We start from the raw sequence: 23,968 nt of genomic DNA, 5'->3' as shown, positions 1-23,968 counted from the left end.
GAATCAGTCGATCAGGCCACGCACGATCGTGGTCATCCGGTCGACCGGGATCGCGAAACCGATCCCGATGTTGCCCGAGCGGCTCGACGTACCGAGCGTCGCGATGGCCGTGTTCACGCCGACCACCTGACCGGCCGCGTTGACCAGCGGGCCGCCGGAGTTGCCCGGGTTGATCGCCGCGTCGGTCTGGATCGCGGTCTGCCGCGCGCCGCTGTCGCCGAACCGGGCCTGCCGGTTCACCGCGCTGACGATCCCGGCCGTCACCGTGCCCTCCAGCCCGAGCGGCGACCCGACGGCGAGCACGGGGTCGCCGACCTTCAGTTCCGCGGACCGGCCGAGCGGGAGCGACCGCAGTCCCGAGCCCGACGCGTTCCCGGAGACCTGCAGCACCGCCAGGTCGTTGTCGGCGTCGACGCCGATGATCTCGGTGTCCAGCGTCCGCCCGTTCGACAGCACGATCGAGACATCGCGGGCTCCTTCCACCACGTGCGCGTTGGTCACCACGTGGCCCTCGGCATCGATCGCGAAACCGGAACCGGTGGCCCGGCCGGCCCGGACCGACACCACCCCGGGCAGCACGCTCGCGGCGGCCGAGGCGATCGACCCACCACCCGTGGCGGCCGACGGAGCCGATGCCTGCGGCAACTGTGTGGTCGCGGCCGGCGGGTTGTCGTCACCCCAGTTCCCGGTCACCGCCCCGGCCAGCCCACCGGCCAGGATCGACAGCGCGATCCCGGCGGCGAGCGTGCGGCCGGTACGCCGTACGCGAGCAGGTGGGACCGTCACCCCGGCCTGAGGTGCCGCAGCCGGAGAGGGGGGAGCCGGCGGGGCGGAGACCGGGGTGACGGGGAACGGGACGCCGGACTCGACCGGAGGCGGCGGTACGGCGGGCGGCGGGCCGGGCTGGTAGTGCGGTCCGCGGAACGGATGACCCAGGTGAGGACTCACAAGTGCTCCTTGATGCTCACGGGAGCCGCGAGAACCACAGCAGCGACGCCAGCCCGGCCAGCAGCGCCGCGGCCAGGGCGATTCCCGCCACCAGGTTGGTGATCTCGCGTTCCTCGGTGGTCCAGCCGATCGACGACTGGAGGTCGGAGTAGACGTCGCGCAGCTCCTGGTCGCTCTCGGCGGCGTAGAAGGAACCGCTGGTCGCCTCGGCCAGTCCCTGCAGGGACTCGGTGTCGGCGGGGACCGGCACCGGCCGGCCTTCGAGGTCGATGGTGCCGTCCGGGGTGCCGTACGCGATCGTCGAGACCGGTACGCCGGCCTGCGTCGCCTCCTGGGCGGCTTCGTCGATCGGGCGCCCGGCGGTGTTGCCGCCGTCGGACAGCAGCACGATCCGGGCCGGCGGCAGGTCGTCGGCGGCCTGGCTGTCCAGCGAGCGGACCGCCTGCAGGCTGGTCAGGACGGCCTCGCCGATCGCCGTGCTGTCGGTCAGCGTCAGCTGCCCGATCGCGTCGACGGTGGCCTGGTGGTTCGTGCTCGGCGGCGCGACCACGGTCGCGGTCCGCGCGAACGAGACCAGGCCGACGTTGAACTGCTCGGGCAGGTCGCGGACGAACTGCGTCGCGGCCTCCTTGGCGACCGAGAACCGGTCGGGGGAGACGTCGGTGGCGGCCATCGAGTTGCTGACGTCCATCGCGACCACGACGGTCGCGCGTTCGCGCGGGACGCGGACGTCGGTCACAGGTCGGGCGATCGCGATCGTCAGCACGACGATCGCGGCCAGGAAGGCGAACGCCGGCGCGTGCCGCCGCCAGCCGGGGCGCTTCGGCGCGACCTTGTCCAGCATCGGCAGCGTCGCGAAGCGCACGGCGTACCGGCTGCGGCGGCGCTGGGCGACCACGTACGCGACGACCAGCGCCGCGGCGACCAGCAGCAGCCACAGCCACAGGGGTTGCTCGAATCTCATCGGGTACCGGTCCTCCCTCGAGGGGTACGGCGGGCAGCGGCCCGCTTGCGGGCGGAGGCGAAGGCGGCGACGTCGCGCACCCAGTCGGTGTCGGTGCGCAGAACGAGGTGCGCGGCACCGGACGCGCGGATCGCCTGCGTGGTCAGCTCCCGGTGCTGCTGCATCGCGTCGGCGTACCGGCGTCGCAGCCGCTTGCTGGAGGTCTGGATCTCGCGCCGCTGCCCGGTTTCCGGGTCGACGACCGTCAGCAGCCCGACCTCGGGGAGCTCCAGCTCCCGGGGGTCGAGCACCTCGACGGCGATCACCTCGTGCCGCGCGCCCAGCCGCCTCAGGGCGTCACCCCAGTCGGTGCTGTGGAAATCGGAGACGACCACCCGCAGCCCAGGCCGGCGGTGTTCCCGGTCGAACTTGATGATCGCCGTGGCCAGGTCCGTCGCCGGGTGCTCACCTGGCGCTGCGCGGGGCAGCGAGAGCAGCGCACGGAACGTCCGCCGCAGAGCAGCGGTACCGCCGGCCGCCGGCAGCCGGTGCAAGTTGTTGCCCAGAGCAACTCGTACGCCGAGCGTGTTACCGGGCCGGTCGGCCAGCAGACCGACCGCCCCGACCACCGCGATCGCGAGGTCGCGCTTCTCACTCAGCGCCGTCCCGAAGTCCATGCTGGCCGACGCGTCGATCAGCGCCCAGGTCTCCAGCTCGCGCTCGGCCAGCGGCGCCCGGACGTGCGGTTCGAGCGAGCGGGCGGTGACGTTCCAGTCCATCCGGCGGACGTCGTCCTGCCCGGCTTGGTACGGCCGCGCCTCGTTCGGCTCGCTGCCCGGACCGCTGCGCAGCCCGGTGATCTCGCCGTGCACGAAGCCTTCCAGCTTCCGCTTCACCGACAGCTCCAGCGACCGCAGCGCCCGCTCCCGCCCGGCCAGCAGGTCGGGAGCAGGCTGCGGTGATCGGCTGGTCATGCCGCGCCACTCACGTCGTACCCAGGCGCACTGTTGATCCCGGGCCCGTCGTCGGCCGGTACGACGTGCGGCTGCTCGACCGCGTGCAGCACCCGCGACACCACCGCGCGCGGGTCGACCCCGTCCGCGAGCGCGTCAAAGGTCAGCACCAGCCGGTGCGCCATCACGTCGTGCGCGACGTCGTACACGTCGGCCGGCAGGACGTAGTCGCGCCCGCGCAGCAGCGCCAGCGCCCGCCCGGCCGCGACCAGCCCGAGGGTCGCCCGCGGGCTCACCCCGAACTCCAGCACGCCGCCGAGATCGTTGATCCCGTACTGCTGCGGCTGCCGGGTCGCGTGCACCAGCCGTACGACGTACTCCGCGACGGCGTTGTGCACGAAGACGTCCTCGGTGGCCTCCTGCAGTTCACGGACCATGTCGGGCGTCAGTACGGCGTTGGCGTGCGGCCGGTGCGAGCTCATCCGCTGCAGGATCGTGAGCTCCTCCAGCGGCGTCGGGTAGTCGACGGTGATCTTCAGCAGGAACCGGTCCCGCTGCGCCTCGGGCAGCGCGTAGACGCCCTCGGACTCGATCGGGTTCTGGGTGGCCAGCACCAGGAACGGCTCGGGCAGCGGGTAGCTGACGCCGCCGATGCTGACCTGCTGCTCGGCCATCGCCTCCAGCAGCGCCGACTGGACCTTGGCCGGGGCCCGGTTGATCTCGTCGGCCAGCACCAGGTGCGCGAAGATCGGACCGAGCTCGGTGTCGAACCCCTCCGCCGACGGCCGCCAGATCCGGGTTCCGACGATGTCACCGGGGACCAGGTCGGGGGTGAACTGCAGCCGGGCGAACCGGCCGCCGATCACCTCCGCCAGGGTCCGGACGGCGAGCGTCTTCGCGACGCCGGGAACACCTTCGAGCAGGCAGTGACCGCGGGCCAGCAGGCCCACCATCATCCGCTCCACCAGGTGGTCCTGCCCGACCACGACCCGCTTCACCTCGAAGAGGGCCCGCTCGAGTACTGCGGTCATGCGTTGCCCTGGGGGTTCGCCTGCTCAGGCTGGCTCTGCTCGGGCTGCGAGGGCTGGGCCTGGCCCTGGCCCTGGCCGCTCTTCTCGGGGCAGTCGCGCCCGTCGCGCGGCTGGGCGCTGTTGCCCTGGCCGGTGCTCGGGGACGGGCTGGTGGCGCCGTCCTCGACGGTCACGTACCCCTGCGACGGCGCCGGGTCGTTGCCGGCGGCGTACGCGAAACCACCGACGCCGAGGGCCGCGACGGCGACCGCGCTGCCGAGCAGGACACGCTTTCCGGGGAAGTTCATCTGGCACTCCTTAGATCGGATCGTGCGACCAATTCATCACCCGGCCACGAAAACGACCGGAAAGCGGAGCGAAAGCGCACCGAAAGCGCATCCCTGAGCACGCCACGACCGCCGCTACGGTTGGGTTGTGCGACTACTGGTGGTGGAGGACGAAGAAGGCCTGGTCAGCGCGCTGCGCTCGGGACTCGGCCGGGCCGGCTACGCCGTCGACACGGCGCTGACCGGCGCCGAGGCGGTCGAGAAGCTTGCGACTACGGCGTACGACCTGGCGATCCTGGACATCACGCTGCCGGACACCAACGGCCTCGACCTGTGCCGGGCGGTCCGCCGGGGCGAGATCGAGGTCGCGTCCGGGCGTGAGCTGCGGGTGCTGATGCTGACCGCGCGCGCCTCGCTGGCCGACCGGGTCCGCGGCCTCGACGAGGGCGCCGACGACTACCTGACCAAGCCGTTCGCGCTGGTCGAGCTGCTGGCGCGGATCCGCGCGCTGCTGCGGCGCGACGTGACGAACGGGTCGACCCAGTTGCACGTCGGCGACCTCGTGCTGGACTCGGCGCGGCACCTGGCGACCAGGGCCGGCCGGGAGCTTCCGCTGACGCTCAAGGAGTTCGGCGTACTGCGGTACCTGATGTCCCGGCCGGGGCACGTCGTGTCGGCCGAGGAGTTGCTCGAGCACGTCTGGGACGAGAATGCCGACCCGTTCACGCAGAGCGTGCGCGTGACCGTCGGGACGCTGCGGCGCAAGCTCACCCAGGAGGGCGAGGATCCCTTGCTGGAAACGGTGATCGGCCGGGGCTACCGGCTCAGAGGTGAGACATGAAGATTCCGCAGTCGCTGCCCAGCTGGGCGCAGACGATCCGGTTCCGGCTCACGGTGACGTACTCCGCGGTGCTGATCGCGCTGTCGGCGCTGCTGCTCGGCGGCCTGTACTTCGCGCTGTCGGCGTACCTGGATCCCAAGCCGCTGGACCCGATCACGGTCAAGAAGGTCACCTACGAGCACAACGGGGAGATCAAGCTCAAGCCTGGCTACACCGTCCAGGCGGCCGAGATCTCCAGCATCCAGTCGGCGGTGAACTACCAGACCCTGCAGACGATGCGGAACTACTCCGCGGCGGGGATGGGCGTGCTGTTCCTGGTCAGCCTCGGGACCGGGTGGTGGCTGTCGGGGCGCGCGCTGCGGCCGGTCCGGGCGATCACCGCGACCGCGCAGGACATCTCGGCGACCGACCTGTCCCGCCGGATCGCGCTGGACGGGCCGCGCGACGAGCTGCGCAACCTGGCCGACACGGTCGACGACATGCTGGTCCGGCTGGAGTCGGCGTTCGTCGCGCAACGGCAGCTCGTCGACGACGCGTCGCACGAGCTGCGCAACCCGCTCGCGGTGATCCAGGCCAACGTCGATGCCGTTCTCGCGCACGACGACACGCCTCCGGAGGACCGCGCGCAGGCGACCGCGATCGTCTCCCGGGCGATCCAGCGGATGACCCGGCTGGTCGAGGACCTGCTGGCGTCCGCGCGGCGCTCGTCGCCGGCGTTCGTCGACGCCGACGTGGATCTGGCCGGGATCGCGGGGGAGGCCGCCGAGGAGTACGCGCTGCTCGCCGCGGACCGCGAGATCCGGCTCGTCCGACGGCTGTCGCCGGGGCCGATCGCTGCCGGTGACGCGTCCGCGTTGCGACGGGCGGTCGACAACCTGCTCTCGAACGCCGTACGGCTGGCTCGGGGTGGGAGTGAGCTCGTCCTGGCTGTCGGGAGCCGCAACGGATGGGCGTGGATCGCGGTTCGCGACGAGGGGCCGGGGATCGCCGAGGAGGATGCCGACCGGGTCTTCGACCGGTTCTTCCGGTCGGGTCAGCGGCAGGCGCCGGCGACCGTTCCGTCGACGGGTCAGCGCCGGGCCGGGCTCGGGCTGGCGATCGTGCGGCAGATCGTCGAGTCGCACGGGGGATCGGTCTCGCTGTACTCCGAGGTGGGGGTCGGCAGCACGTTCGTGCTGTGGCTGCCGGAACGCTCGCTGACCAACGACACCCGGCGGGCGCCGACGCCGCCGGCGGACGAGGATCCGCTGGGGCCGCGCGCCTGAAGTACTGGGCTGCGCGCCTGAAGCAGGCGTTTGCCTGTGGACGAACCTCTCCCCGGAGAAGGCGATCCGGCTTAGGCTTTGGGCTCGCCCCCAACAGAGGAGCCGTCATGCGCCGGTTCGTTGCCAGTGTTGTCGCCGTGCTCGTCGCGGCCCTGATCGGAACGTCGCTGACGCCTGCTGCCGCAGCGCCCGTGGACGACGTCGCGGCCCGGCTCGCGACCATCCCGGGCCTGCGGATCGAGAGCAGCAGCGTGGTCAGCGGGAAGCCGTTCTTCGTCCTGCGCTACACCCAGCCCGCCGACCACCGGAAACCGAACGGTGAGAAGTTCGAGCAGCGGATCACCTTGTGGCACAGGGATTTCGCCCGCCCGACCGTCCTGCACACCACCGGGTACGGCGGGGTCGGCGGCGCGTTCACCGCCGAGCCGACCCGGCTCGTCGACGGCAACCAGCTGAACGTCGAGCAGCGCTTCTTCAACTCCTCGACGCCCGCCAGCCAGGACTGGTCGAAGCTGAACATCTGGCAGGCCGCGAGCGACCACCACCGGATCGTCCAGGCGTTCAAGAAGGCCCTGTACGCCGGGAAGTGGGTCTCGACCGGTGCCTCCAAGGGCGGCATGACCTCGGTGTACCACCGCCGGTTCTACCCGAACGACGTCGACGCCACCGTCGCGTACGTCGCGCCGCAGGACGTGTTCAACAAGGCCGACACGTACGTCGCGTTCATCCAGCAGGCCGGGACGGACCCGGCGTGCAACGCGGCTCTGCGCAACATGCAGCGCAACACCCTGCTCCGCCGGCCCGCGATGCTGGCCAAGCTGAAGGAGTACGCGGCGGCGAACGGGCTGACCTACGAGAGCACCTTCGGCTCGGCCGACCGCGCACTCGAGGCCGCGGTCCTGGACACCCCGTTCGCGTTCTGGCAGTACAGCACCCAGGCGAGCTGCCCGTCCGTCCCCGGTACGGCGGCCGCGACCGACCAGCAGCTGTTCGACTTCATCGACCAGATCTCCGGCTGGTCGTTCTACTCCGACGAGGGCACGGCCGGCTTCCTGCCGTACTACTTCCAGGCCACCCAGCAGCTGAACTGGCCGGACGTCGCCTCGAAGACCACCTGGCTCAAGGGCCTCCTGCACTACCGCGAGGCGGGCGACGCGCCGGCCGCCGTACCGGACGCGATCGAACCGCGGCACGAGCCGTTCGCGATGCTCGACGTGGACCTGTGGCTGAAGACGCAGGGCCGCCGGATGCTCTTCGTGTACGGCGAGAACGACCCGTGGAGCGCGGAGAAGTTCGCGCCCGGACCGGGCACGCGGGACTCGCACTGGTACACGCAGCCCGGTGGCAACCACGGGTCGAGCATCAGCGGCCTGCCGGCCGCGCAGCGCACCGAGGCGACGTCGATCCTGCAGAAGTGGATGGGCGTCACGGCCCAGCCGGTGACCCAGCAGACGACGATCGACCCGGGCGCCCGTCAGTTCAAGCCCCGCTGACACCTGACAAGCCTCACCCACGACCTTTCAAGTACCGGCCCCCGATCGGTGGCCGGTACTTGAAAGGTCTGCCCGCAGACGACTCTCGACTGCAGGGCGGGCGTGCTGTCCGCCGGTCAGCGGATGGTGAGGCGCTGGGCGACTTCCTTGCGGGCCTGGTGGATGCGGGCCTTTACCGTGCCGAGCGGGACCTGCAACTCCTCGGCGATCTCGGCGTAGGTGAGCGCACCCAGGTCACGCAGGACCAGCGGTTGAACGAGCTGGGGATGGTTCGACTCGAGCTGTTCCAGCGCCTCCAGCAGGTCGAGGCGCGAGCCGGCGATCACCGACGTCGTGCGCGGGTCCACCGACTCCGGTAGGACCTCCGCCGACTGCTCGACCGACCGCCGCTTCAGCGTGCGGTAGGTCTGCCGCGCCTGGTTCGTGGCGACGATCGTCAGCCAGCCCGCGAACGTCCCGGTCCCCTTGAACGTGTGGATCTTGGTGGCGACCGTGAGCAGCGTGTCCTGCGCGGCCTCCTCGGCGTCCTCCCGGAACGGCAGGAACTTCGCCACCCGCCGCTGCACCTGCGGCCGGATCGCCTGCAGCAACTCCGGCAGCGCAGCCTCGTCCCCACCCGCGGCCCGCACCGCCAACGCCTCCAACTCGTCGTTCATGCTCCCCCAGGGGTGTTCGCCATGATCCTCTCTGTCACCGACAATAGTCTCGATGGATGCCATCGGGAGGTACCGCCTGCAGTCGAAGATCGGCGCGGGTGCCTTCGCGACGGTCTGGCGCGGGTACGACGACGACCTGGACGTCGACGTCGCGGTGAAGGTGCTGGCCGACAACTGGGCGTCCCGGGCCGACGTGCGTGAGCGGTTCCTGTCCGAGGCGCGGCTGATGCGGCGGATCGCCAGCGACCGCGTGGTCCGCGTCTTCGACCTCGGCGCCCTCGACGACGGCCGGCCGTACTTCGTCATGGACTACGTCGGCGGCGGGACGCTGGCCGACGTCCTGGCCGCCGGCCCGCTCGATCCCGCCGATGCGCTGTGGTGGGGCGCCGACCTCGCGCACGCGGTCGCGGCGCTGCACGACGAGGGGGTCGTGCACCGCGACATCACCCCGGCGAACCTGCTGCTGCGGCCTTCGGGCGGGAACGAGTCCGGCGGTGGGACGCACCGGATCGTGCTCGCCGACCTGGGCCTGGCCAAGCGCGCGGCCGAGGCGTCCGGGTTGACGGAGGCGGTCGGTACGCCGTCGTACATGGCGCCGGAGCAGGGACGGGGCGACGGCGGCTTCGACGAGCGGGCCGACGTGTACGCCGTCGGTGCGGTCACGTACGCGCTGCTGACCGGGCGCGCGCCGTTCGTCGCTTCGTCGATCACCGATGTCGTCGGGCGCGACCCCGATCAGGACCCGCCGAGCCTGCAGCCGCTGCTGCACGACGCCGTCGGCCAGGTCGACGAGCTGCTGAGTCGCGCGCTCGCCTACCGCGTCGGGGACCGCTGGGCTCAGGCGCACACGCTCGCCGAACGCCTGGAGGCCGAGGCCTACCGGTTGGAGCAGGAGGCGCCGCTGCTGGCGTCGCTGCGTACGACGGTCGGCCGGCAGGACGAGATCGACACAACGCTCGGTAGTCCATCTGAGGTTCCTGCTTCTGCTCGTCGACGGGGCAAGGTCCTCAGAGGTCTTCTGTTGGTGGTGCTGGTGCCGGTGGTCTTCGCGGCCGCCGCCGTGGGTGCCTGGTACCTCGCCGGGCGCTGACGCTCACTGGCTGAGACACCAGGCGCCAATCTCGCGAATGGCTGCTTAGAGTAATTACATGACTACTCTGCGGAAGTTTCTGGCTCCCGTGATGGTTATGGGACTCGTCCTGGTGCCCCTGCCCGCCTCAGCCGCGGGATCGGCGGTCAGCTACGCCTGCCGGGCCGACACCAAGTTCGGCCAGCACCAGCTCTCGCTCCGCCAGGGTGCCGAGGCCAAGGCGCCCACGGTCGTCCGGCCCGGCGCGCACTTCTACGTCGTGGTCGACCTGAAGCCCGGCTCGCTGCCCGGCGAGGTGAAGGGCTTCAAGCTGAAGGAGGTCCGCGACCTCTCGCTGCGCATCCCGATTCCCGCCAACGCGCAGTACGTGTCGGCCTGGCTCTCCGGCGGTTCCGGGCTCAACTCGACCCCGACGATCCAGGCCGCTGGTGGGGTCGCCACCCTGCGGGTCGCCGGCCCGATCGCCGGCGGGGCGTCGTACAAGCTGCCGCAGCTCACCGTGCACCTGAAGGCCGGGCGATCGGGGGTGGTCGAGACGAAGCTGCAGGGTTCGAGCTTCGACAACCCCGGGCTCGATCTGCAGGCGACGATCAAGTGGAAGTTCGTCACCATCAAGGCGCCGGTGAAGTGCTACCCCGACCCCAATCCGGCGCTCACCCGCACGGAGATCCGCTAGTACGTCACGGTGATCCGGCCCGCCGCCGGGTCCAACTCGGCCAACCCGCCGTACGGAAGCACCTGCTGCGGATCGGTGTGCCCGATGTCCAGCCCACTGACGAAGACAGCATTCGCGTTGTACGCCGCGACCGTGCTGCGCGCGACGTCGTACTGCTCCGCGACGAACACCTCCGACTCCTCGCGCGACAGCTGATGAAGGAGCTCCCAGGACTTGGGCCGCGCCCACAGCACCGCCTCGAACCGCTCCAGCAACCCGCGTTCGCCCAGGTTCCGCAGGATGCGATGAACCTGGGCCGCCGACGGCATCTCCTCACTCGTCTCCAGGAACAGCACCCCGGAGTACTGATCGTTCGGCAACATCCACCGCCCGACCGCGAGCTGCCAGTCGAGGATCTCCAAGCACCCACCCCACAGCCGACCGCTCACCGGGGTTGATGGTCCAGACCACTGCCATCCGGTCCCCGGGAACAGCTCCGGCTCGGACTCGAGCGTCGTCGCGTCACTCCAGTCGCGATCGTGATCGGTCCACCCGGCCGCGGGGGTCAGCTCGAACGCGCCGGAGGAAAAGATTGCCGCACGCAACGATCGCTCGGTGTCCGGGTGCATCGCCCCGCCGCGCCCGAGCTGCACCATCACGCTGCCGCCGTGAAACGCCGGAATCCCCAACGAGTAAAGGAAGTTCAGCAGGTTCGTGTTGTCGGAGTACCCGAAGAACGGCTTCGGATCGGCCCGGAACACCTCCGGATCGAGATGCTTCAGCACCGTGATCTGATCGTCGCCGCCGATACTCGCGAACACCGCGCGAATCGACGGATCCGCCCAGGCCGCCTGCAGATCTGCGGCCCGCTCGGCCGCGGAGCTCCCCATTCGCCGGGTGGTCGGATACTCCACCGGCTCCAGCCCGAACCCCCGAAGCCGCTCCAGCCCCAGCTCGTACGGCGCCGGAAACAGCCCCGGCAACCCGCTCGACGGAGACACCACGGCGACCCGGTCCCCGGGTTTCGGCTTCGCAGCAAAGATCATGCGCCGACCTTAAAGCGCGGTCCAGCTTCACCGCACCGCAGTTACCGGATGGACTTGTCCGGAACCCTTCCCGCGCACCGCCGCGGGGGCATAGGTTGCAGCATGGCGAGTGGCGGGTACGACCCGGCGATCTTCGAGAAGCTCTTCGCGCTGGAGGCCAACAGCTTCTGGTACCGCGGGCGCAGCGACCTGATCAACTGGGCGCTGGACAAGTACTTCCCGCACGCCCGCTCGTTCCTCGAGCTCGGCTGCGGGAACGCGTACGTGCTCGACCGGGTACGGCAGCTCCACCCCGACTGGCACCTCGTCGGCACCGAGCTGTTCGAGGAGGGCCTGGTCAACGCCCGGGTCCGGATGCCCGCCGGCGTCGAGCTGCGGCAGCTGGACGCGACGCAGAACCCGTACGAGAAGGAGTTCGACGTCGCGGGCGCGTTCGACGTGATCGAGCACGTCGAGGAGGCCCCCGCGGTGCTGAAGGGCATGTTCCACGCGGTCCGCCCCGGCGGCGGAGTCCTCATCACGGTTCCCCAGCACCAGTGGCTGTGGAGCGCCGCCGACGTCGCCGCCCACCACGTCAAGCGCTACACCCGCCGCGACCTCACCCAGGAGCTGCAGGACGCCGGCTTCGAACCGCTCAGGATCACGTCCTTCGTCTCGCTCCTCCTCCCCGCGATGATGGCCGCCCGCCTCACGAAGAAACAGTCCGCCGACGTAGAAGGCGAACTAGGCATGGCGGCCCCACTCAACGCCGTTTGCTACAAGGCGATGCAGGTAGAGAACGTGCTGATCAAAGCAGGAGTGCCGCTGCCGGCGGGCGGCTCGCTGCTAGCCGTCGCCCGCCGACCGAGCTGAGGTCACACCCCGATCGGGTGCCAGACCGTTTTCAGTTCCAGGTACTGCGTCAGACGCGACAACCCAGGCGACTCCTGCCAGTCCTCGTCTGCCGGACGGCGCACTCGCTTGAGGTTCTCGGCGGAGGCGGCTTCCAGGTCGCGGGCCTCTTCGGGGTCCTCGATGCCGCAGAGGTCGATGGCGTTGACGTCCAGGTGGGACGCGAGCCACGGGCCGATCTCCGAGGCCGAGCCGGTGAGGATGTTGACCACGCCGCCGGGTACGTCGGACGTGGCCATCACCTCGCCGAGGGTGATCGCGGGGATCGGACGCTCGTACGACGTGACGACGACCGCGGTGTTGCCGGAGACGATCGCGGGGGCGAGCACACTCGTGAGGCCCAGCAGGCTGGAGTCCTGCGGTGCCAGCAGCGCCACCACACCTGTTGCCTCGGGCACCGAGAAGTCGAAGTACGGGCCGGCCACCGGGTTGCTGGAGCCGACCACCTGGGCGAGCTTGTCGGCCCAGCCGGCGTACCAGACCCAGCGGTCGATGGCGGCGTCGACGAGCGGGCGGGCCTTGGCGACCGAGACGCCTTCGGCGGCGGCGACCTCGGCGCTGAACTGGTCGTGCCGGCCCTCCATCACCTCGGCGATCCGGTAGAGCACCTGACCGCGGTTGTACGCCGTCCGCCCGGACCAGCCGCCGAACGCCTTGCGAGCCGCGACGACCGCGTCCCGGGCGTCCTTGCGGGAGGCCTGCGAGGCGTTCGCGAGGAACTTGCCCTTGGCATCGTTCACCACGTACGACCGGCCCGACTCGCTGCGCGGGAAGGCGCCGCCGACGTACAGCTTGTAGGTCTTGCGCACGTCCAGCCGCGCGTCGGACTTAGTGGGCAAGGTAGGCCTCCAGACCGTGGCGGCCGCCCTCGCGGCCGTAGCCCGACTCCTTGTACCCGCCGAACGGCGAGGACGGGTCGAAGCGGTTGAACGTGTTCGCCCAGACCACGCCGGCGCGCAGCTGGTCGGCCATCCACAGGATCCGCGATCCCTTGTCGGTCCAGACGCCCGCGGACAGCCCGAACGGCGTGTTGTTGGCCTTCTCGACGGCCTCGGCCGGGGTGCGGAAGGTGAGCACCGACAGCACCGGCCCGAAGATCTCCTCGCGGGCGATCCGGTGCGCCTGGGAGACGCCGGTGAAGACGGTCGGCGGGAACCAGAACCCCTGCGTGGGCAGCTCGCACTCCGGCGACCAGCGCTCGGCGCCCTCGTCCTCGCCGATCTGCGACAGCTCGCGGATCCGGGCCAGCTGCTCGGCGGAGTTGATCGCGCCGATGTCGGTGTTCTTGTCCAGCGGGTCGCCGACCCGCAGCGTGCCCATCCGGCGCTTCAGCCGGGCCAGGACCTCGTCGTACACGCTCTCCTGGACCAGCAGCCGCGAACCCGCGCAGCAGACATGGCCCTGGTTGAAGAAGATGCCGTTGACGATGCCCTCGACGGTCTGGTCGATCGGCGCGTCCTCGAAGACGATGTTCGCGGCCTTGCCGCCGAGCTCCAGCGTCACCTTCTTGTCGGTGCCCGCCACCGAGCGGGCGATCGCCCGCCCGACCGCGGTCGAGCCGGTGAACGCGACCTTGTCGACACCCTCGTGCTCGACCAGCGCCTGCCCGGTCCGCCCGGCGCCGGTGATGATGTTCACCACGCCCGGCGGCAGGTCGGCCTGCTGGCAGATCTCCGCGAACGCCAGCGCCGTCAGCGGGGTCGTCTCGGCCGGCTTCAGGACGACGGTGTTGCCGGCCGCGAGCGCCGGGGCGATCTTCCAGGCCAGCATCATCAGCGGGAAGTTCCACGGGATCACCTGCGCGGCGACACCGAGCGGCCGCGGGTCCGCGCCGGCCCCGGCGTACTCGAGCTTGTCGGCCCAGCCGGCGTAGTAGAAGAAGTGTGCGGCGACCAGCGGCAGGTCGACGTCGCGGGACTCGCGGATCGGCTTGCCGTTGTCCAGCGACTCCAGCACGGCCAGCTCGCGGGACCGCTCCTGGATCAGCCGGGCGATCCGGAACAGGTACTTCGCGCGGTCGCGGCCCGCCATCGGGCCCCAGACCTTCTCGTAGGCGCGCCGGGCGGCCCGGACCGCCTTGTCGACGTCGGCCGGACCGGCCTCGCTGACCTCGGCCAGCACCTCCTCCGACGCCGGGCTGACGGTCTTGAACGGCTTGCCGTCGGTCGCCTCGGTGAAGCTTCCGTTGATGAACAACCCGTACGACGACTTGATGTCGACGATCGCGCGCGACTCCGGCGCGGGGGCGTACTCGAATCTGCTCATGCCTCAGTCCAGCGTGAAGTAGTCGGGGCCGGGGTAGTGCCCGGTGGCCAGCTTGGTGCGTTGCATCAGCAGGTCGTTCAGCAGGCTGGACGCCCCGAAGCGGAACAGCTCCGGGTCCAGCCAGTCCGGTCCGGCCGTCTCGTTGACGGTGACCAGGTACTTGATCGCGTCCTTCGCCGTCCGGATACCGCCGGCCGGCTTGACGCCGATGTGCAGCCCGGTCGCCTCGTGGTAGTCGCGGACCGCCTCCAGCATCACCAGCGTCACCGGCAGCGTCGCCGCCGGGGAGACCTTGCCGGTGGAGGTCTTGATGAAGTCGGCGCCGGCCAGCATCGCCAGCCAGGACGCCCGGCGTACGTTGTCGTAGGTGACCAGCTCGCCGGTCTCCAGGATCACCTTCAGGTGCGCGTCGCCGGCCGCGTCGCGGATCGCGGCGATCTCGTCGAAGACCAGCCCGTACCGGCCGGACAGGAACGCGCCGCGGTCGATCACCATGTCGACCTCGTCGGCCCCGGAGGCGACCGCGTCCTTGGTGTCCTGGATCTTGATCGCCAGGCTGGACCGGCCGCTCGGGAAGGCCGTCGCGACGCTGGCGACGTTGATCCCGGAGCCCTTCAGCTCGTACTTCGCGGTGGCGACCAGGTCGGGGTAGACGCAGACCGCGGCGACCTGCGGCGCGGTCGGGTCGGCCGGGTCGGGGCGGCGCGCCTTCGCGCACAGCGCCCGGACCTTGCCCGGGGTGTCCTGGCCCTCCAGCGTGGTCAGGTCGATCATCTGGATCGCCAGGTCCAGCGCGTACGCCTTCGCGGTGGTCTTGATCGACCGGGTGCTCAGCGTCGCCGCCCGCGCCTCGGCGCCGACCTGGTCGACACCCGGCAGACCGAGCAGGAACCGGCGCAACCGGTCCTCGGACGAGGTCACGTCGGCGAGGCTGTCCACCCCTGCGCCGGGGGAGCTGTCGGTAGTCGTCACCTCTCCGAGTCTAGGGCTTACCTCTGACACCTGTGTGGTCGCAGGTCTTACTCAGAATTTGTAAGTACCTGACTGCGGACGCCAGCCGTCGGGCGGGTCCTCGCCGGTCCGGCCGTCGACGGCTTCGCGGAGCAGGTCGGCGTGCCCGGTGTGCCGGCCGTACTCCTCCAACTGGTCGAACAACAGGCGGCGCAGGCTCGCGTGCCGGCCGTCCGGCCACGAGACGTGCGCGTCCTGGTCGAGCCCGCCGTTCGCGAGCGCCTCCGCGACGACCTGACGCGATCGCGCGACGGCGTCGTCCCAGAGCGCGTACAGCTGCTCGGGCGAGTCCTGCGCCGCGGTCTCGAACTCCCAGTCGTCGCCGTCCGGGGCCAGTTCCTCCCACGGCGATCCGACCTTGCCGCCCTGGAGCTTGACCCGGGTCGTGTAGTCCTCGTGCAGCGCCAGGTGCTTCAACAGCCCGCCGAGGCTCAGCGAGGACTTGCCGATCCGCTGGTTCAGGCCCTCGGAGTCCAGACCGTCGGCCTTGAAGCGGAACGTCGTCCGGAGCCGGTTCAGCGCGCCGAGCAGGTGCTCGACCTCGGTACCGGCGATCGGCGGCTCCCACGGGGTGTCGATGTCGTGTTCGCTCATGCACAGCACGCTAAGGCCGTACCCGGACGATCCCCGTCCGTGTAGCCTCCGCTCGTTCGGCTGGGCCCGAGCGGCTACCTTGTCCGGGTGAAACCGAAGGTGTCCGAGAACGAGCAGTACCTGTCCCAGTCGAACCGCATCACCGGCGTCGTGGTGATGGTGATCGGCCTGGCCGGGCTGCTCGACATCGTGCTGGAGTGGCGGACGACCGGCGGCCTGCTGGTCGCCGCGCTGATCGGCCTGCTGATGCTCGTCGCGTACGTCGGCCTGGTGCGTCCCTCGGTCACGCTGCGTCCCGACGGCCTGCTGATCCGCAACCACATCCGCGACCACCACGTCCCGTGGCACCGGATCGAGGACGCGGACGTCACCGACATCCTGCGCGTGCACACCAGCGCCGGCCGGATCCGCTGCCCCGGCGTCCAGCTGGTGATGAAGGACCTGCGCAAGAGCCGCGTCGGCAGCCGCAAGCTCGGCGCCGAGAACTCGATCAGCCGCGCCGAGTTCGTCGTCGACCGGATCGACAACCACCGCGAACGGCACGCCGCCACCGCCGAGGGCGAGGTCGTCACGACCTGGGCCGTCCCGGAGCTCGCGATCGCGGGCGTGCTGGTGGTCGTCGCGGTGATCGCCCAGATCCTCCGGTAGGAGCCGAACCGTCCCGCGTTCCGCGACCGTCGGACCGCGGTGATCGCCCAGATCCTCCGCTCACGGCCGAACCGTCGCGAGGTCCACGGCGTCGGACCTCGTGTGACTCCACGACTGACGCGGCGCCGCGTTCTGCTCTCGCTCGCGGGTCTCGGCGCGGCCGGGATCGGTGGCCTGGAGGCCGGCGTCCTCCCGGGCCGGACCCGCGTCCACACCGCCCTCGGGCTCACCGGCGACGACGGCGTGGTCCCCGACGTCCCCGCCGGGCCGGTGATCAGCGGCACCTTCGAGTCGGCGGCCCGGCGTACGACGGTCGGCTGGTCGGTCGTCTACCCGCACGGCCGGCGCCCCGGCGCCGCGCTCCCGGTCGTACTCGTCCTGCACGGGCGCGGCGGCGACCACACCTCCGCGATCAACGACCTCGGCATCGACAAGTACCTCACCGAGACCGTCCGGTCCGGTACGCCGCCGTTCGCGCTCGCGACCGTCGACGGCGGCCGCGACTCGTACTGGCACCGGCGCGCGACCGGCGAGGACCCGCAGCGGATGCTGACCGCGGAACTCCTTCCCCTGCTGGCGAAACGCGGCCTGCTCGTCGACCGGTACGGCGTCCTCGGGTGGTCGATGGGTGGGTACGGCGCACTGCTCGCGGCGCGTGAGAGCGGTCAGCCTGGCGGCGCGGATCGCGAGAACGGTCAGCAGGGCGGCGGCGATCGCGAGAGCGGGCGCCGGGTCGTCGCCGCCGGGGCGCTGAGCCCGGCCCTGTGGGCGACCGTGGGCGACACGGCGCCCGGTGCGTTCGACGGCGCCGCCGACTTCGCGGCGTACGGGATCGAGCCCGGGCACCTGGAAAACGTTGCCTTGCGCATCGATTGCGGCCGGGACGACCCGTTCGCCGGTGCCGTCCGCGACCTGCGCGGCGGCCTGACCGCGGAAGGCGGCATCCAGCCCGGCGCGCACACCGCCGGCTACTGGCGGCGGATGCTGCCCGAGCAGCTCCGCTTCCTCGGCGGACGCCTCGGCAACCGCTGACACAGCGCAGCCATCGGCTGACGTAGTGGCAGGAAGCGGACAAATGAGGGGAACTTCACGCCGGGATCCTGCGTCGGACCCCGTGTTCAGGCCGGGGTGAACCTCTGGGTGATCCAGGATGTCTCCGGTATGTCCCCCCAGTTTTCGAGAGTGGAGCGCATGAACTATCTCTCCAGCAAGAAGCTGCGCGTCCTGGCCGGCGCCGTCGCCCTGGCCAGCTGCGCGGTGCTCGCGATGCCGAACGCCCAGGCGGCGCAGTCCTCGCCGTCCGGGGCCACCGCGGTCCGGCCGACGCCGGGCGAGATCGACACCCCGCTGATCGTGCCCGACTCCGGCCGCGACGCCGGCTGGAACGCCGCCAGCGCGCTGAAGGCGGTCAAGAACAACAAGCTCTACGGCACCGGCAACATCGCGGCGTCGAAGTGCAAGCGGCCGGCCGTCGCGCTGAACAGCGAGAAGAACGTCCGGTACTTCGAGTCCGAGCTCGTCCGCTGCCTGTACGCCGCCTGGAAGCCGAACCTGTGGCGGATGGGTGCGCGCTGGGACGTCAAGCCGGCCCTGGTCGTGCACGGCTACAACACGGTCAAGACCACCTGCGGCTCGGTCACCGGCTGGGTCTCGTTCTACTGCTCCACCGGCGGCGGCACCATCTACATCCCGTGGCGCCAGCTGGTCACCTGGTACGCGCAGAACCCGACGTACACCGTCGCCTACGCGACCAACACGATCGCGCACGAGTACGGCCACCACGTCCAGAACATGACCAGCATCATGACGGCCTCGTTCTGGCGCTCGAACCACATGACGTACGACGCGGCGCTGGCCGAGAGCCGCCGCCGTGAGCTGCAGGCGTCCTGCCTCGGCTCGGCCTACATCGGCGCCAACAAGGCGTACTACCCGATGAGCGGCGGTCTGCTGACCGAGTGGAAGTACGTCGTCTCGCACTCCGGTGACATGCCGGGCGGCCCGCGTGACCACGGCTCGTGGACCAACCACAACTTCTGGTCGCTGGCCGGCTTCACCGGCAACGGCAAGAACACCCACCCGGGCAGCTGCCAGACCTGGTCGGCCCCGGCGACCCGGATCGCCTGACCACCGACGGATTCGGTTCGGTAAAGACACGTAACGAAGGCGCCCGGAGAGCGTTGGCTCTCCGGGCGCCTTCGCGTTTTGCCGACACGTGCACGATCTGCGATCGTGTGGTTACCGTGTTTCGGGTCCGCACGCCTTAGAGTCTGGGTCGAACGTCGAACGGCAGGAGTCAAGGACAGTGAACTACGACGAGTTCAACACCGAGTACACCAAGGTGCTGGACAAGATCAAGAGCGGTAAGTGCAGCTGGTCGGAGCTGTCCGGGCATGTCACCCGGCTCCGTCAGTCGACCGCGGGCATCACGGTGCCGGTCGAGCGGAGCCAGATCGACAGCGATCTCGCCGCGCTCGGTCAGATGGTCGACCTGTCGCGCCGCACCAACGACAAGGAGGACGTCTGGACGGTCACGTCCGAGGCGATCCGCCGGGCCAGCAGCCAGGAAGGCACCGTCGCCGACCGGATCGCCCGGATCGAGGCGAGCATCAACGACATCACCGCGCTGGCCAACCGCAACCCCGACGAGCGGGACGCGCTGATGCAGTCCACCAGCACGCTGCGCATCCTGCACTCGTCCCTGCAGAGCTCGCTGCGCTCCGAGCAGGCCGAGCAGGAAGCCGCCGCGGTTCGCTAGTCCCCAGGGAGTCTCCCGCCAGGTGCTCCCTGAAACTGAACACGCAAGCCGAAGGGCCCCTCTGCGAGGGGCCCTTCGGCTTGCGTGGTGGGGCGAATGAGCCGGCGCCCCGAACGCTTCGCTGCGCTCGCTCAGGCGCTGGCTGGGCCCGCGGTCCCGGACGCTTCGCTGCGCTCGCTCAGATCCCGGCGGCTGCTGCCAGGTCCTCCTTGATCGCGGCGAGCTCTTCTGCTGCTTTCGTGCGGGCTGCTGGGACATCGTCCTGTGTGACCGGGATGACGACCTCCAGGTAGCACTTGAGCTTCGGCTCGGTGCCGGACGGGCGGACGACGACGCGGGCGCCCGCGGACAGCGTGTAGCGCAGGCCGTCCGTCGGCGGCAGGTGCTCGCTGCCCTCGCTCAGATCGTCGACGCGGTCGACGGTGTGGCCGCCGAGCGACGTCGGCGGGGTCGCCCGCAGCCGGTCCATCGCGGCCGCGATCAGGCTCAGGTCCTCGACGCGCGCCGAGAGCTGATCGGTTGCGTGCAGGCCGTACTTCTTCGCGAGATCGTCCAGCAGGTCGAGCAGTGTGCGCCCGTCGGCCTTCGCGCGCGCCGCGAGCTCGAGGACGCGGACGAGGGTCGAGACGCCGTCCTTGTCCTTCACCGCGGCCGGATCGACGCAGTAGCCGAGCGCCTCCTCGTACCCGAAGACCAGCTCCGGCACCCGGCCGATCCACTTGAAGCCGGTCAGCGTGTCCTCGTAGCGCACGCCGTACGACGCCGCGATCTTGCCCAGCAGCGACGACGACACGATCGAGCACGCGGCGACCCCGTTCGGCCCGCTCGACAGCAGGAACTCGCCGAGCAGCGCCCCGAGCTCGTCACCGCGCAGCATCCGCCAGCCACCGTCGGCCGCCGGATCCGGTACGGCGACCGCGCAACGATCCGCGTCGGGGTCGTTCGCGACCGCGATGTCGGCGCCCTCGGCGCGCGCCAGCTCCAGCGCCGCGTCGATCGCGCCGGGCTCCTCCGGATTCGGGAAGGCGACGGTCGGGAAGTCCGGGTCCGGGTCGGCCTGCGTCGCGACGACGGCCGGCGCGGCGAAGCCGGCCCGGCGTACGGCGTCCTCGACGAGCAGCCGGCCGACGCCGTGCAGCGGGGTGTAGGCGACCTTGAGGTCGCGCGGCGCGTCGCCGGGGACGAGGGTGGCGATCCGGGACAGGTAGGCGTCGAGCAGGTCGTCGCCGGCGGTCTGCCAGTCGTCGCCGCGCGGCACCTCGGCCAGCGCGCCGACCGCATCGATCGCCGCGGCGATCTCGTGGTCCGCGGGCGGAACGATCTGGGAGCCGTCGCCGAGGTACACCTTGTAGCCGTTGTCCTGCGGCGGGTTGTGGGACGCGGTCACCACGACCCCCGCGACGGCCTTCAGGTGCGGGATCCCGAACGCGACGACAGGCGTCGGCGTCGGCCGGTCGAGCAGCACGGCGTCGAGCCCCGCGCCCCGGATCACCGCGGCGGTGTCCTGCGCGAACACGTCGGACTTGTGGCGCGCGTCGTACCCGATCAGCACCGGGCCGTTGGTCAGCCCGTTCGCCTTCAGGTACGCCGCCAGGCCCGCGGCGGCGCGGATCACCACCACCCGGTTCATCCGGTTCGGCCCGGCGCCCACAGCGCCGCGCAGGCCCGCCGTACCGAACTCCAGCTTCCCGGAGAACCGATCGGCCAGCTCGGCGTCGTCCCCGGCGTCCAGCAGCGCCTGGAGCTCGGCGCGGGTGTCCGCGTCGGGGTCCTCGGCCAGCCAGGCCTCGGCAGCAGTACGAATCAGAACGGCATCATTGACGGTCACCACCGCACGATACCGCCCGGTACGTCAGTGACCTGAGGACTGGCAGGGTCTCGCGCGGATGTCCGCCACGTAGTCGTCCGGGGCGCCTGCTGCCTCCGCGGCCTCGGCCAGGATGCCGAGGTAGCGGGCCGACGGGAGGCCGCCCTCGTAGGCGTTCAGGACGTACATCCAGGCCAGCTGGGTGCCGTCGAGGGTCTGGACCCGGACCTGGATCTTGCGGTAGACGCCCTGGTCGATCCACTCCCACTCGTCCAGCCGCTCGACGTCCTTCGGGCTGACGTCGTACAGGGCGACGAAGACCTGGTTGGTCGGGTCGGCCGGGTCCTCGACGACCGTGGCCATCGAACCCTCCCAGCCGAGCTCCTCGCCACCGAAGGTGAGGCGCCAGCCGACGATCCACCCGGTCCCGCGCAGCGGGGAGTACGGGCACCGATCGGCCATCAGATTCGGGTCCAGATTCGACGCAAACGCGGCGTACAGGGTCACGAGATCACAGGATACGGAACAATGGCCTCTCGTGGCGCGAGTTGTGATCATCGGTGGCGGTCCTGGCGGGTACGAAGCGGCGAGTGCGGCCGCCCAGCTGGGAGCGGAGGTGACGGTTGTCGATTCCGACGGGATCGGCGGGTCGGCCGTGCTCACCGACTGCGTCCCCAGCAAGACTCTGATCGCCACCGCGGAGGTGATGACCGAGGTGGAGGAGGCCGGCGAGCTGGGCCTGCGGGTCGACGACGGCGACGACGACCCGGCCAACTCGGTCAGCGTCGAGTTCAACCTGGTCAACAGCCGCGTCAAGGCGCTCGCCGCGGCCCAGTCGGACGGGATCGCGCGGCGGCTCGCCGACGAGAAGATCCGGCTCATCCACGGGCGCGGCAGCCTCGACGGCCCGGAGACGGTCGTGGTCGGCGACGAGCGCCTGGAGGCGGACGTCGTACTGGTCGCCACGGGGGCGCGGCCGCGGATCCTGCCTGGATCCGAGCCTGACGGGGAGCGGATCCTGACCTGGGAGCAGGTCTACGAGCTCCAGGAGCTGCCCGAGAAGCTGATCGTGGTCGGGTCGGGTGTGACCGGCGCCGAGTTCGCCAGCGCGTACGACGCGCTGGGGAGCGAGGTCGTGCTCGTGTCCTCGCGGGATCGGGTGCTGCCTGGTGAGGATGCTGATGCTGCCGCGGTCTTGGAAGACGTTTTCCGGCGGCGGGGTTTGACGGTGCTCGGGCGATCGAGGGCGGAGTCGGTGAAGCGGCAGGGCGACGGGGTCGTCGTGACGCTCACGGACGGGCGGACGGTGCATGGGTCGCATGCGCTGCTGGCGGTTGGATCGCTGCCGAACACGGAGAACATGGGACTTGTCGAGTCGGGCGTGTCGCTCGACGACGGAGGGTTCATTTCGGTGGATCGGGTGTCGCGGACCTCTAGTCGTGGGGTGTACGCGGCTGGGGACTGCACTGGGGTGCTGATGCTCGCTTCGGTCGCCGCGATGCAGGGGCGGATCGCGATGTCGCATGCGCTGGGTGATGCTGTTTCGCCGTTGGATCAGTCGACGGTTTCGTCGAACGTCTTCACCGCGCCGGAGATCGCGACGGTGGGGTTGACGCAGGCGACGCTGGACGCGGGTGGGAGTACTGCGATGGTCGCCAAGGTGCCGCTCGCGGACAACGCCCGCGCCAAGATGCAAGGCGTCCGCGACGGGTTCGTCAAGCTCTTCTGCCTTCCCAACACCGGGATCGTCGTCGGCGGGGTTGTTGTGGCGCCGCGGGCTTCGGAGCTGATTCATCCGATCTCGCTGGCTGTGGCCGGGCGGCTGACGGTTGATCAGGTGGCGCAGGCGTTCACGGTGTATCCGTCGGTTACTGGATCGATTGCTGAGGCTGCGCGGCGGTTGCATTTGAGGAACTGATCGGCTGTACGGCGGGCGGCTGTGGCTGGGGTTGTCTGTCGGCTGACCGGCTGGGGCTGGCGCGCGTAGGTCGGGTGCGGGTGGTTCGGGCCTCGCGGCGCCGGCTGCGGGTTTGCGGTCGGGTGCGGGTAGGTGCCACCTGTGTTCTTCTTGCCTACCTCCGTTGGTTGGTCAGGTACAGGCGCGCTGTTTGGGCAAGAAGTCAGCAGGCGTCACCTTGGGGTCGGCCTTCGCCCCACACACCTTTGGCTTCGGTGCCAACCGGCTGTGGCTAAGGCCGCGTCCGACTGACCGGCGGTGGCTGAGGTCGCGTTCGACCGACGGGCTGTGGCTGAGGCCGTGTTCGACCGACCGGCTGTGGTTGCGGCCGGCGGTCGACCGCGGGGCGATTGCTCACCTGCTCGCCCCGGCCTCACCCGCGTGCTCTCGCCGCCGGCACCCGCGATCGCGCCGCCTGCACGCGGTTCGCGGCCGCACTCGGCGCCTCGACCCGCACCTCGCCCCCACGGCCCCGCGCGCTCGCCCATCGGTCCGCGCCTGGCGGCCCCCCGCCCGGCGCCGTGCCCCGCGCTCACGCCCTACGCGCTCACCTCTCACGAGTTCAGGTTCCACGCGCGTACCTCCGCGCTCACCTCCCACACCCGCATGTCTCGCGTGCGCTCGCCTCTCACGCTCACTCCCGCGCGCCCGGCCTCGCGCTCACCTCCCACACGCGCAGGTCCCACGCGCGCAGGTCCTGCGTGCTCGCCTCCCTCGCGCGCACCTCCGGCGCGCCCACCTCCCGCGCGCGGCCACGCGCGCAGGCCAGGTGTGGGCATGCCCGCGTGCCTGCGGTGTGCCCACACCTTCGCGCCGGTGCGTGCGTGCAGTGCGTGCGGCGCCTGTGTGCGGC

At 70.7% G+C, this 23,968-nt stretch carries 24 protein-coding genes; 11 read left to right on the top strand and 13 right to left on the bottom strand.

The window, feature by feature from the left end:
• Window positions 1-3: 3 nt before the first annotated feature.
• From AB0M01_RS07045 to AB0M01_RS07025, 5 genes are read right to left on the bottom strand one after another with little or no spacing between them, the layout of a single operon-like run.
• Window positions 4-948 (bottom strand): trypsin-like peptidase domain-containing protein, encoded by a 945-nt coding sequence (locus AB0M01_RS07045; protein WP_363666393.1) that lies wholly within the window; start codon window positions 946-948, stop codon window positions 4-6.
• Between the two features lie 16 nt (window positions 949-964).
• A complete protein-coding gene (locus tag AB0M01_RS07040; RefSeq protein ID WP_363666391.1) occupies window positions 965-1,912 on the bottom strand; it encodes a VWA domain-containing protein in 948 nt (315 codons plus the stop codon).
• Window positions 1,909-2,865, bottom strand: coding sequence for a DUF58 domain-containing protein (locus AB0M01_RS07035; protein WP_363666389.1), 957 nt, complete (start codon window positions 2,863-2,865; stop codon window positions 1,909-1,911). The genes AB0M01_RS07040 and AB0M01_RS07035 overlap by 4 nt, the downstream gene beginning before the upstream one ends.
• Complete coding sequence (locus AB0M01_RS07030; protein WP_363666387.1) at window positions 2,862-3,875, bottom strand: MoxR family ATPase; 1,014 nt, start codon at window positions 3,873-3,875, stop codon at window positions 2,862-2,864. The genes AB0M01_RS07035 and AB0M01_RS07030 overlap by 4 nt, the downstream gene beginning before the upstream one ends.
• Window positions 3,872-4,162: a hypothetical protein gene (locus AB0M01_RS07025; protein WP_363666385.1), complete on the bottom strand. Its 291-nt coding sequence runs from the start codon at window positions 4,160-4,162 to the stop codon at window positions 3,872-3,874. Before AB0M01_RS07025 ends, AB0M01_RS07030 begins: the two co-directional genes overlap by 4 nt.
• Before the next feature lie 127 nt (window positions 4,163-4,289).
• On the opposite strand from AB0M01_RS07025, the gene AB0M01_RS07020 reads away from it, so the two are divergent.
• From AB0M01_RS07020 to AB0M01_RS07010, 3 genes are all read left to right on the top strand, one after another.
• On the top strand, window positions 4,290-4,982 hold the full coding sequence (locus AB0M01_RS07020; RefSeq protein ID WP_184803563.1) for a response regulator: 693 nt from the start codon (window positions 4,290-4,292) through the stop codon (window positions 4,980-4,982).
• Window positions 4,979-6,247, top strand: a complete 1,269-nt coding sequence (locus tag AB0M01_RS07015) for a HAMP domain-containing sensor histidine kinase (RefSeq protein ID WP_363666382.1) — start codon at window positions 4,979-4,981, stop codon at window positions 6,245-6,247. The genes AB0M01_RS07020 and AB0M01_RS07015 overlap by 4 nt, the downstream gene beginning before the upstream one ends.
• Window positions 6,248-6,354: 107 nt before the next feature.
• Window positions 6,355-7,740 (top strand): S28 family serine protease, encoded by a 1,386-nt coding sequence (locus AB0M01_RS07010; protein WP_363666380.1) that lies wholly within the window; start codon window positions 6,355-6,357, stop codon window positions 7,738-7,740.
• Window positions 7,741-7,856: 116 nt separating this feature from the next.
• Here AB0M01_RS07010 and AB0M01_RS07005 read toward each other — a convergent pair whose 3' ends face one another.
• Window positions 7,857-8,396: an RNA polymerase sigma factor gene (locus tag AB0M01_RS07005; protein WP_363666378.1), complete on the bottom strand. Its 540-nt coding sequence runs from the start codon at window positions 8,394-8,396 to the stop codon at window positions 7,857-7,859.
• A 52-nt stretch (window positions 8,397-8,448) separates the two neighbouring features.
• Here AB0M01_RS07005 and AB0M01_RS07000 point away from each other — a divergent pair, with 52 nt between their 5' ends.
• Together AB0M01_RS07000 and AB0M01_RS06995 are read left to right on the top strand one after the other, a co-directional pair.
• Window positions 8,449-9,486 carry a serine/threonine-protein kinase gene (locus AB0M01_RS07000; RefSeq protein WP_363666376.1) on the top strand — a complete coding sequence of 346 codons (1,038 nt, stop codon included), beginning with the start codon at window positions 8,449-8,451 and terminating at the stop codon, window positions 9,484-9,486.
• A gap of 58 nt (window positions 9,487-9,544) precedes the next feature.
• Window positions 9,545-10,162, top strand: coding sequence for a hypothetical protein (locus AB0M01_RS06995; protein ID WP_363666374.1), 618 nt, complete (start codon window positions 9,545-9,547; stop codon window positions 10,160-10,162).
• Here AB0M01_RS06995 and AB0M01_RS06990 read toward each other — a convergent pair.
• Window positions 10,159-11,187, bottom strand: a complete 1,029-nt coding sequence (locus AB0M01_RS06990) for a S66 peptidase family protein (RefSeq protein WP_363666372.1) — start codon at window positions 11,185-11,187, stop codon at window positions 10,159-10,161. The genes AB0M01_RS06995 and AB0M01_RS06990 overlap by 4 nt on opposite strands.
• 102 nt (window positions 11,188-11,289) lie before the next feature.
• On the opposite strand from AB0M01_RS06990, the gene AB0M01_RS06985 reads away from it, so the two are divergent.
• A complete protein-coding gene (locus AB0M01_RS06985; RefSeq protein WP_363666370.1) occupies window positions 11,290-12,039 on the top strand; it encodes a class I SAM-dependent methyltransferase in 750 nt (249 codons plus the stop codon).
• A 2-nt stretch (window positions 12,040-12,041) separates the two neighbouring features.
• Here the strand turns inward: AB0M01_RS06985 and AB0M01_RS06980 are convergent, their stop codons facing one another.
• The 4 genes from AB0M01_RS06980 to AB0M01_RS06965 all read right to left on the bottom strand — a co-directional run bounded on the left by AB0M01_RS06980 (window position 12,042) and on the right by AB0M01_RS06965 (window position 15,948).
• Window positions 12,042-12,917: an aldehyde dehydrogenase family protein gene (locus AB0M01_RS06980; protein WP_363666368.1), complete on the bottom strand. Its 876-nt coding sequence runs from the start codon at window positions 12,915-12,917 to the stop codon at window positions 12,042-12,044.
• Entirely contained in the window at window positions 12,907-14,343 is a 1,437-nt protein-coding gene (locus AB0M01_RS06975; protein WP_363666366.1) for an aldehyde dehydrogenase family protein, read from the bottom strand. The genes AB0M01_RS06980 and AB0M01_RS06975 overlap by 11 nt, the downstream gene beginning before the upstream one ends.
• Before the next feature lie 3 nt (window positions 14,344-14,346).
• On the bottom strand, window positions 14,347-15,282 hold the full coding sequence (gene deoC, locus AB0M01_RS06970; protein WP_363668087.1) for a deoxyribose-phosphate aldolase: 936 nt from the start codon (window positions 15,280-15,282) through the stop codon (window positions 14,347-14,349).
• Window positions 15,283-15,366: 84 nt separating this feature from the next.
• Window positions 15,367-15,948, bottom strand: a complete 582-nt coding sequence (locus AB0M01_RS06965) for a DUF664 domain-containing protein (protein ID WP_363666364.1) — start codon at window positions 15,946-15,948, stop codon at window positions 15,367-15,369.
• An 87-nt stretch (window positions 15,949-16,035) separates the two neighbouring features.
• On the opposite strand from AB0M01_RS06965, the gene AB0M01_RS06960 reads away from it, so the two are divergent.
• The 4 genes from AB0M01_RS06960 to AB0M01_RS06945 all read left to right on the top strand — a co-directional run bounded on the left by AB0M01_RS06960 (window position 16,036) and on the right by AB0M01_RS06945 (window position 19,351).
• Window positions 16,036-16,596, top strand: a complete 561-nt coding sequence (locus tag AB0M01_RS06960; protein WP_363666362.1) for a PH domain-containing protein — start codon at window positions 16,036-16,038, stop codon at window positions 16,594-16,596.
• A 102-nt stretch (window positions 16,597-16,698) separates the two neighbouring features.
• Window positions 16,699-17,628 (top strand): alpha/beta hydrolase-fold protein, encoded by a 930-nt coding sequence (locus AB0M01_RS06955; protein ID WP_363666360.1) that lies wholly within the window; start codon window positions 16,699-16,701, stop codon window positions 17,626-17,628.
• A gap of 159 nt (window positions 17,629-17,787) precedes the next feature.
• A complete protein-coding gene (locus AB0M01_RS06950; RefSeq protein WP_363666358.1) occupies window positions 17,788-18,720 on the top strand; it encodes a neutral zinc metallopeptidase in 933 nt (310 codons plus the stop codon).
• Between the two features lie 178 nt (window positions 18,721-18,898).
• Window positions 18,899-19,351 carry a hypothetical protein gene (locus tag AB0M01_RS06945; RefSeq protein ID WP_363666356.1) on the top strand — a complete coding sequence of 151 codons (453 nt, stop codon included), beginning with the start codon at window positions 18,899-18,901 and terminating at the stop codon, window positions 19,349-19,351.
• A gap of 178 nt (window positions 19,352-19,529) precedes the next feature.
• Here AB0M01_RS06945 and AB0M01_RS06940 read toward each other — a convergent pair whose 3' ends face one another.
• Together AB0M01_RS06940 and AB0M01_RS06935 are read right to left on the bottom strand one after the other, a co-directional pair.
• Window positions 19,530-21,182 carry a phospho-sugar mutase gene (locus AB0M01_RS06940; protein ID WP_363666354.1) on the bottom strand — a complete coding sequence of 551 codons (1,653 nt, stop codon included), beginning with the start codon at window positions 21,180-21,182 and terminating at the stop codon, window positions 19,530-19,532.
• A gap of 21 nt (window positions 21,183-21,203) precedes the next feature.
• Entirely contained in the window at window positions 21,204-21,665 is a 462-nt protein-coding gene (locus tag AB0M01_RS06935; RefSeq protein WP_363666352.1) for a gamma-glutamylcyclotransferase, read from the bottom strand.
• Between the two features lie 31 nt (window positions 21,666-21,696).
• On the opposite strand from AB0M01_RS06935, the gene AB0M01_RS06930 reads away from it, so the two are divergent.
• Window positions 21,697-23,076, top strand: a complete 1,380-nt coding sequence (locus AB0M01_RS06930) for an NAD(P)H-quinone dehydrogenase (RefSeq protein WP_363666350.1) — start codon at window positions 21,697-21,699, stop codon at window positions 23,074-23,076.
• The last annotated feature ends 892 nt before the right edge of the window (window positions 23,077-23,968 follow it).

It is taken from the genome of Kribbella sp. NPDC051770, from assembly GCF_040681455.1.
In the GTDB taxonomy this organism is placed as follows: Bacteria; Actinomycetota; Actinomycetes; order Propionibacteriales; family Kribbellaceae; genus Kribbella.
Note: the sequence above shows the minus strand (reverse complement) of the source record. Positions and strands in the feature narration are given on the sequence as shown.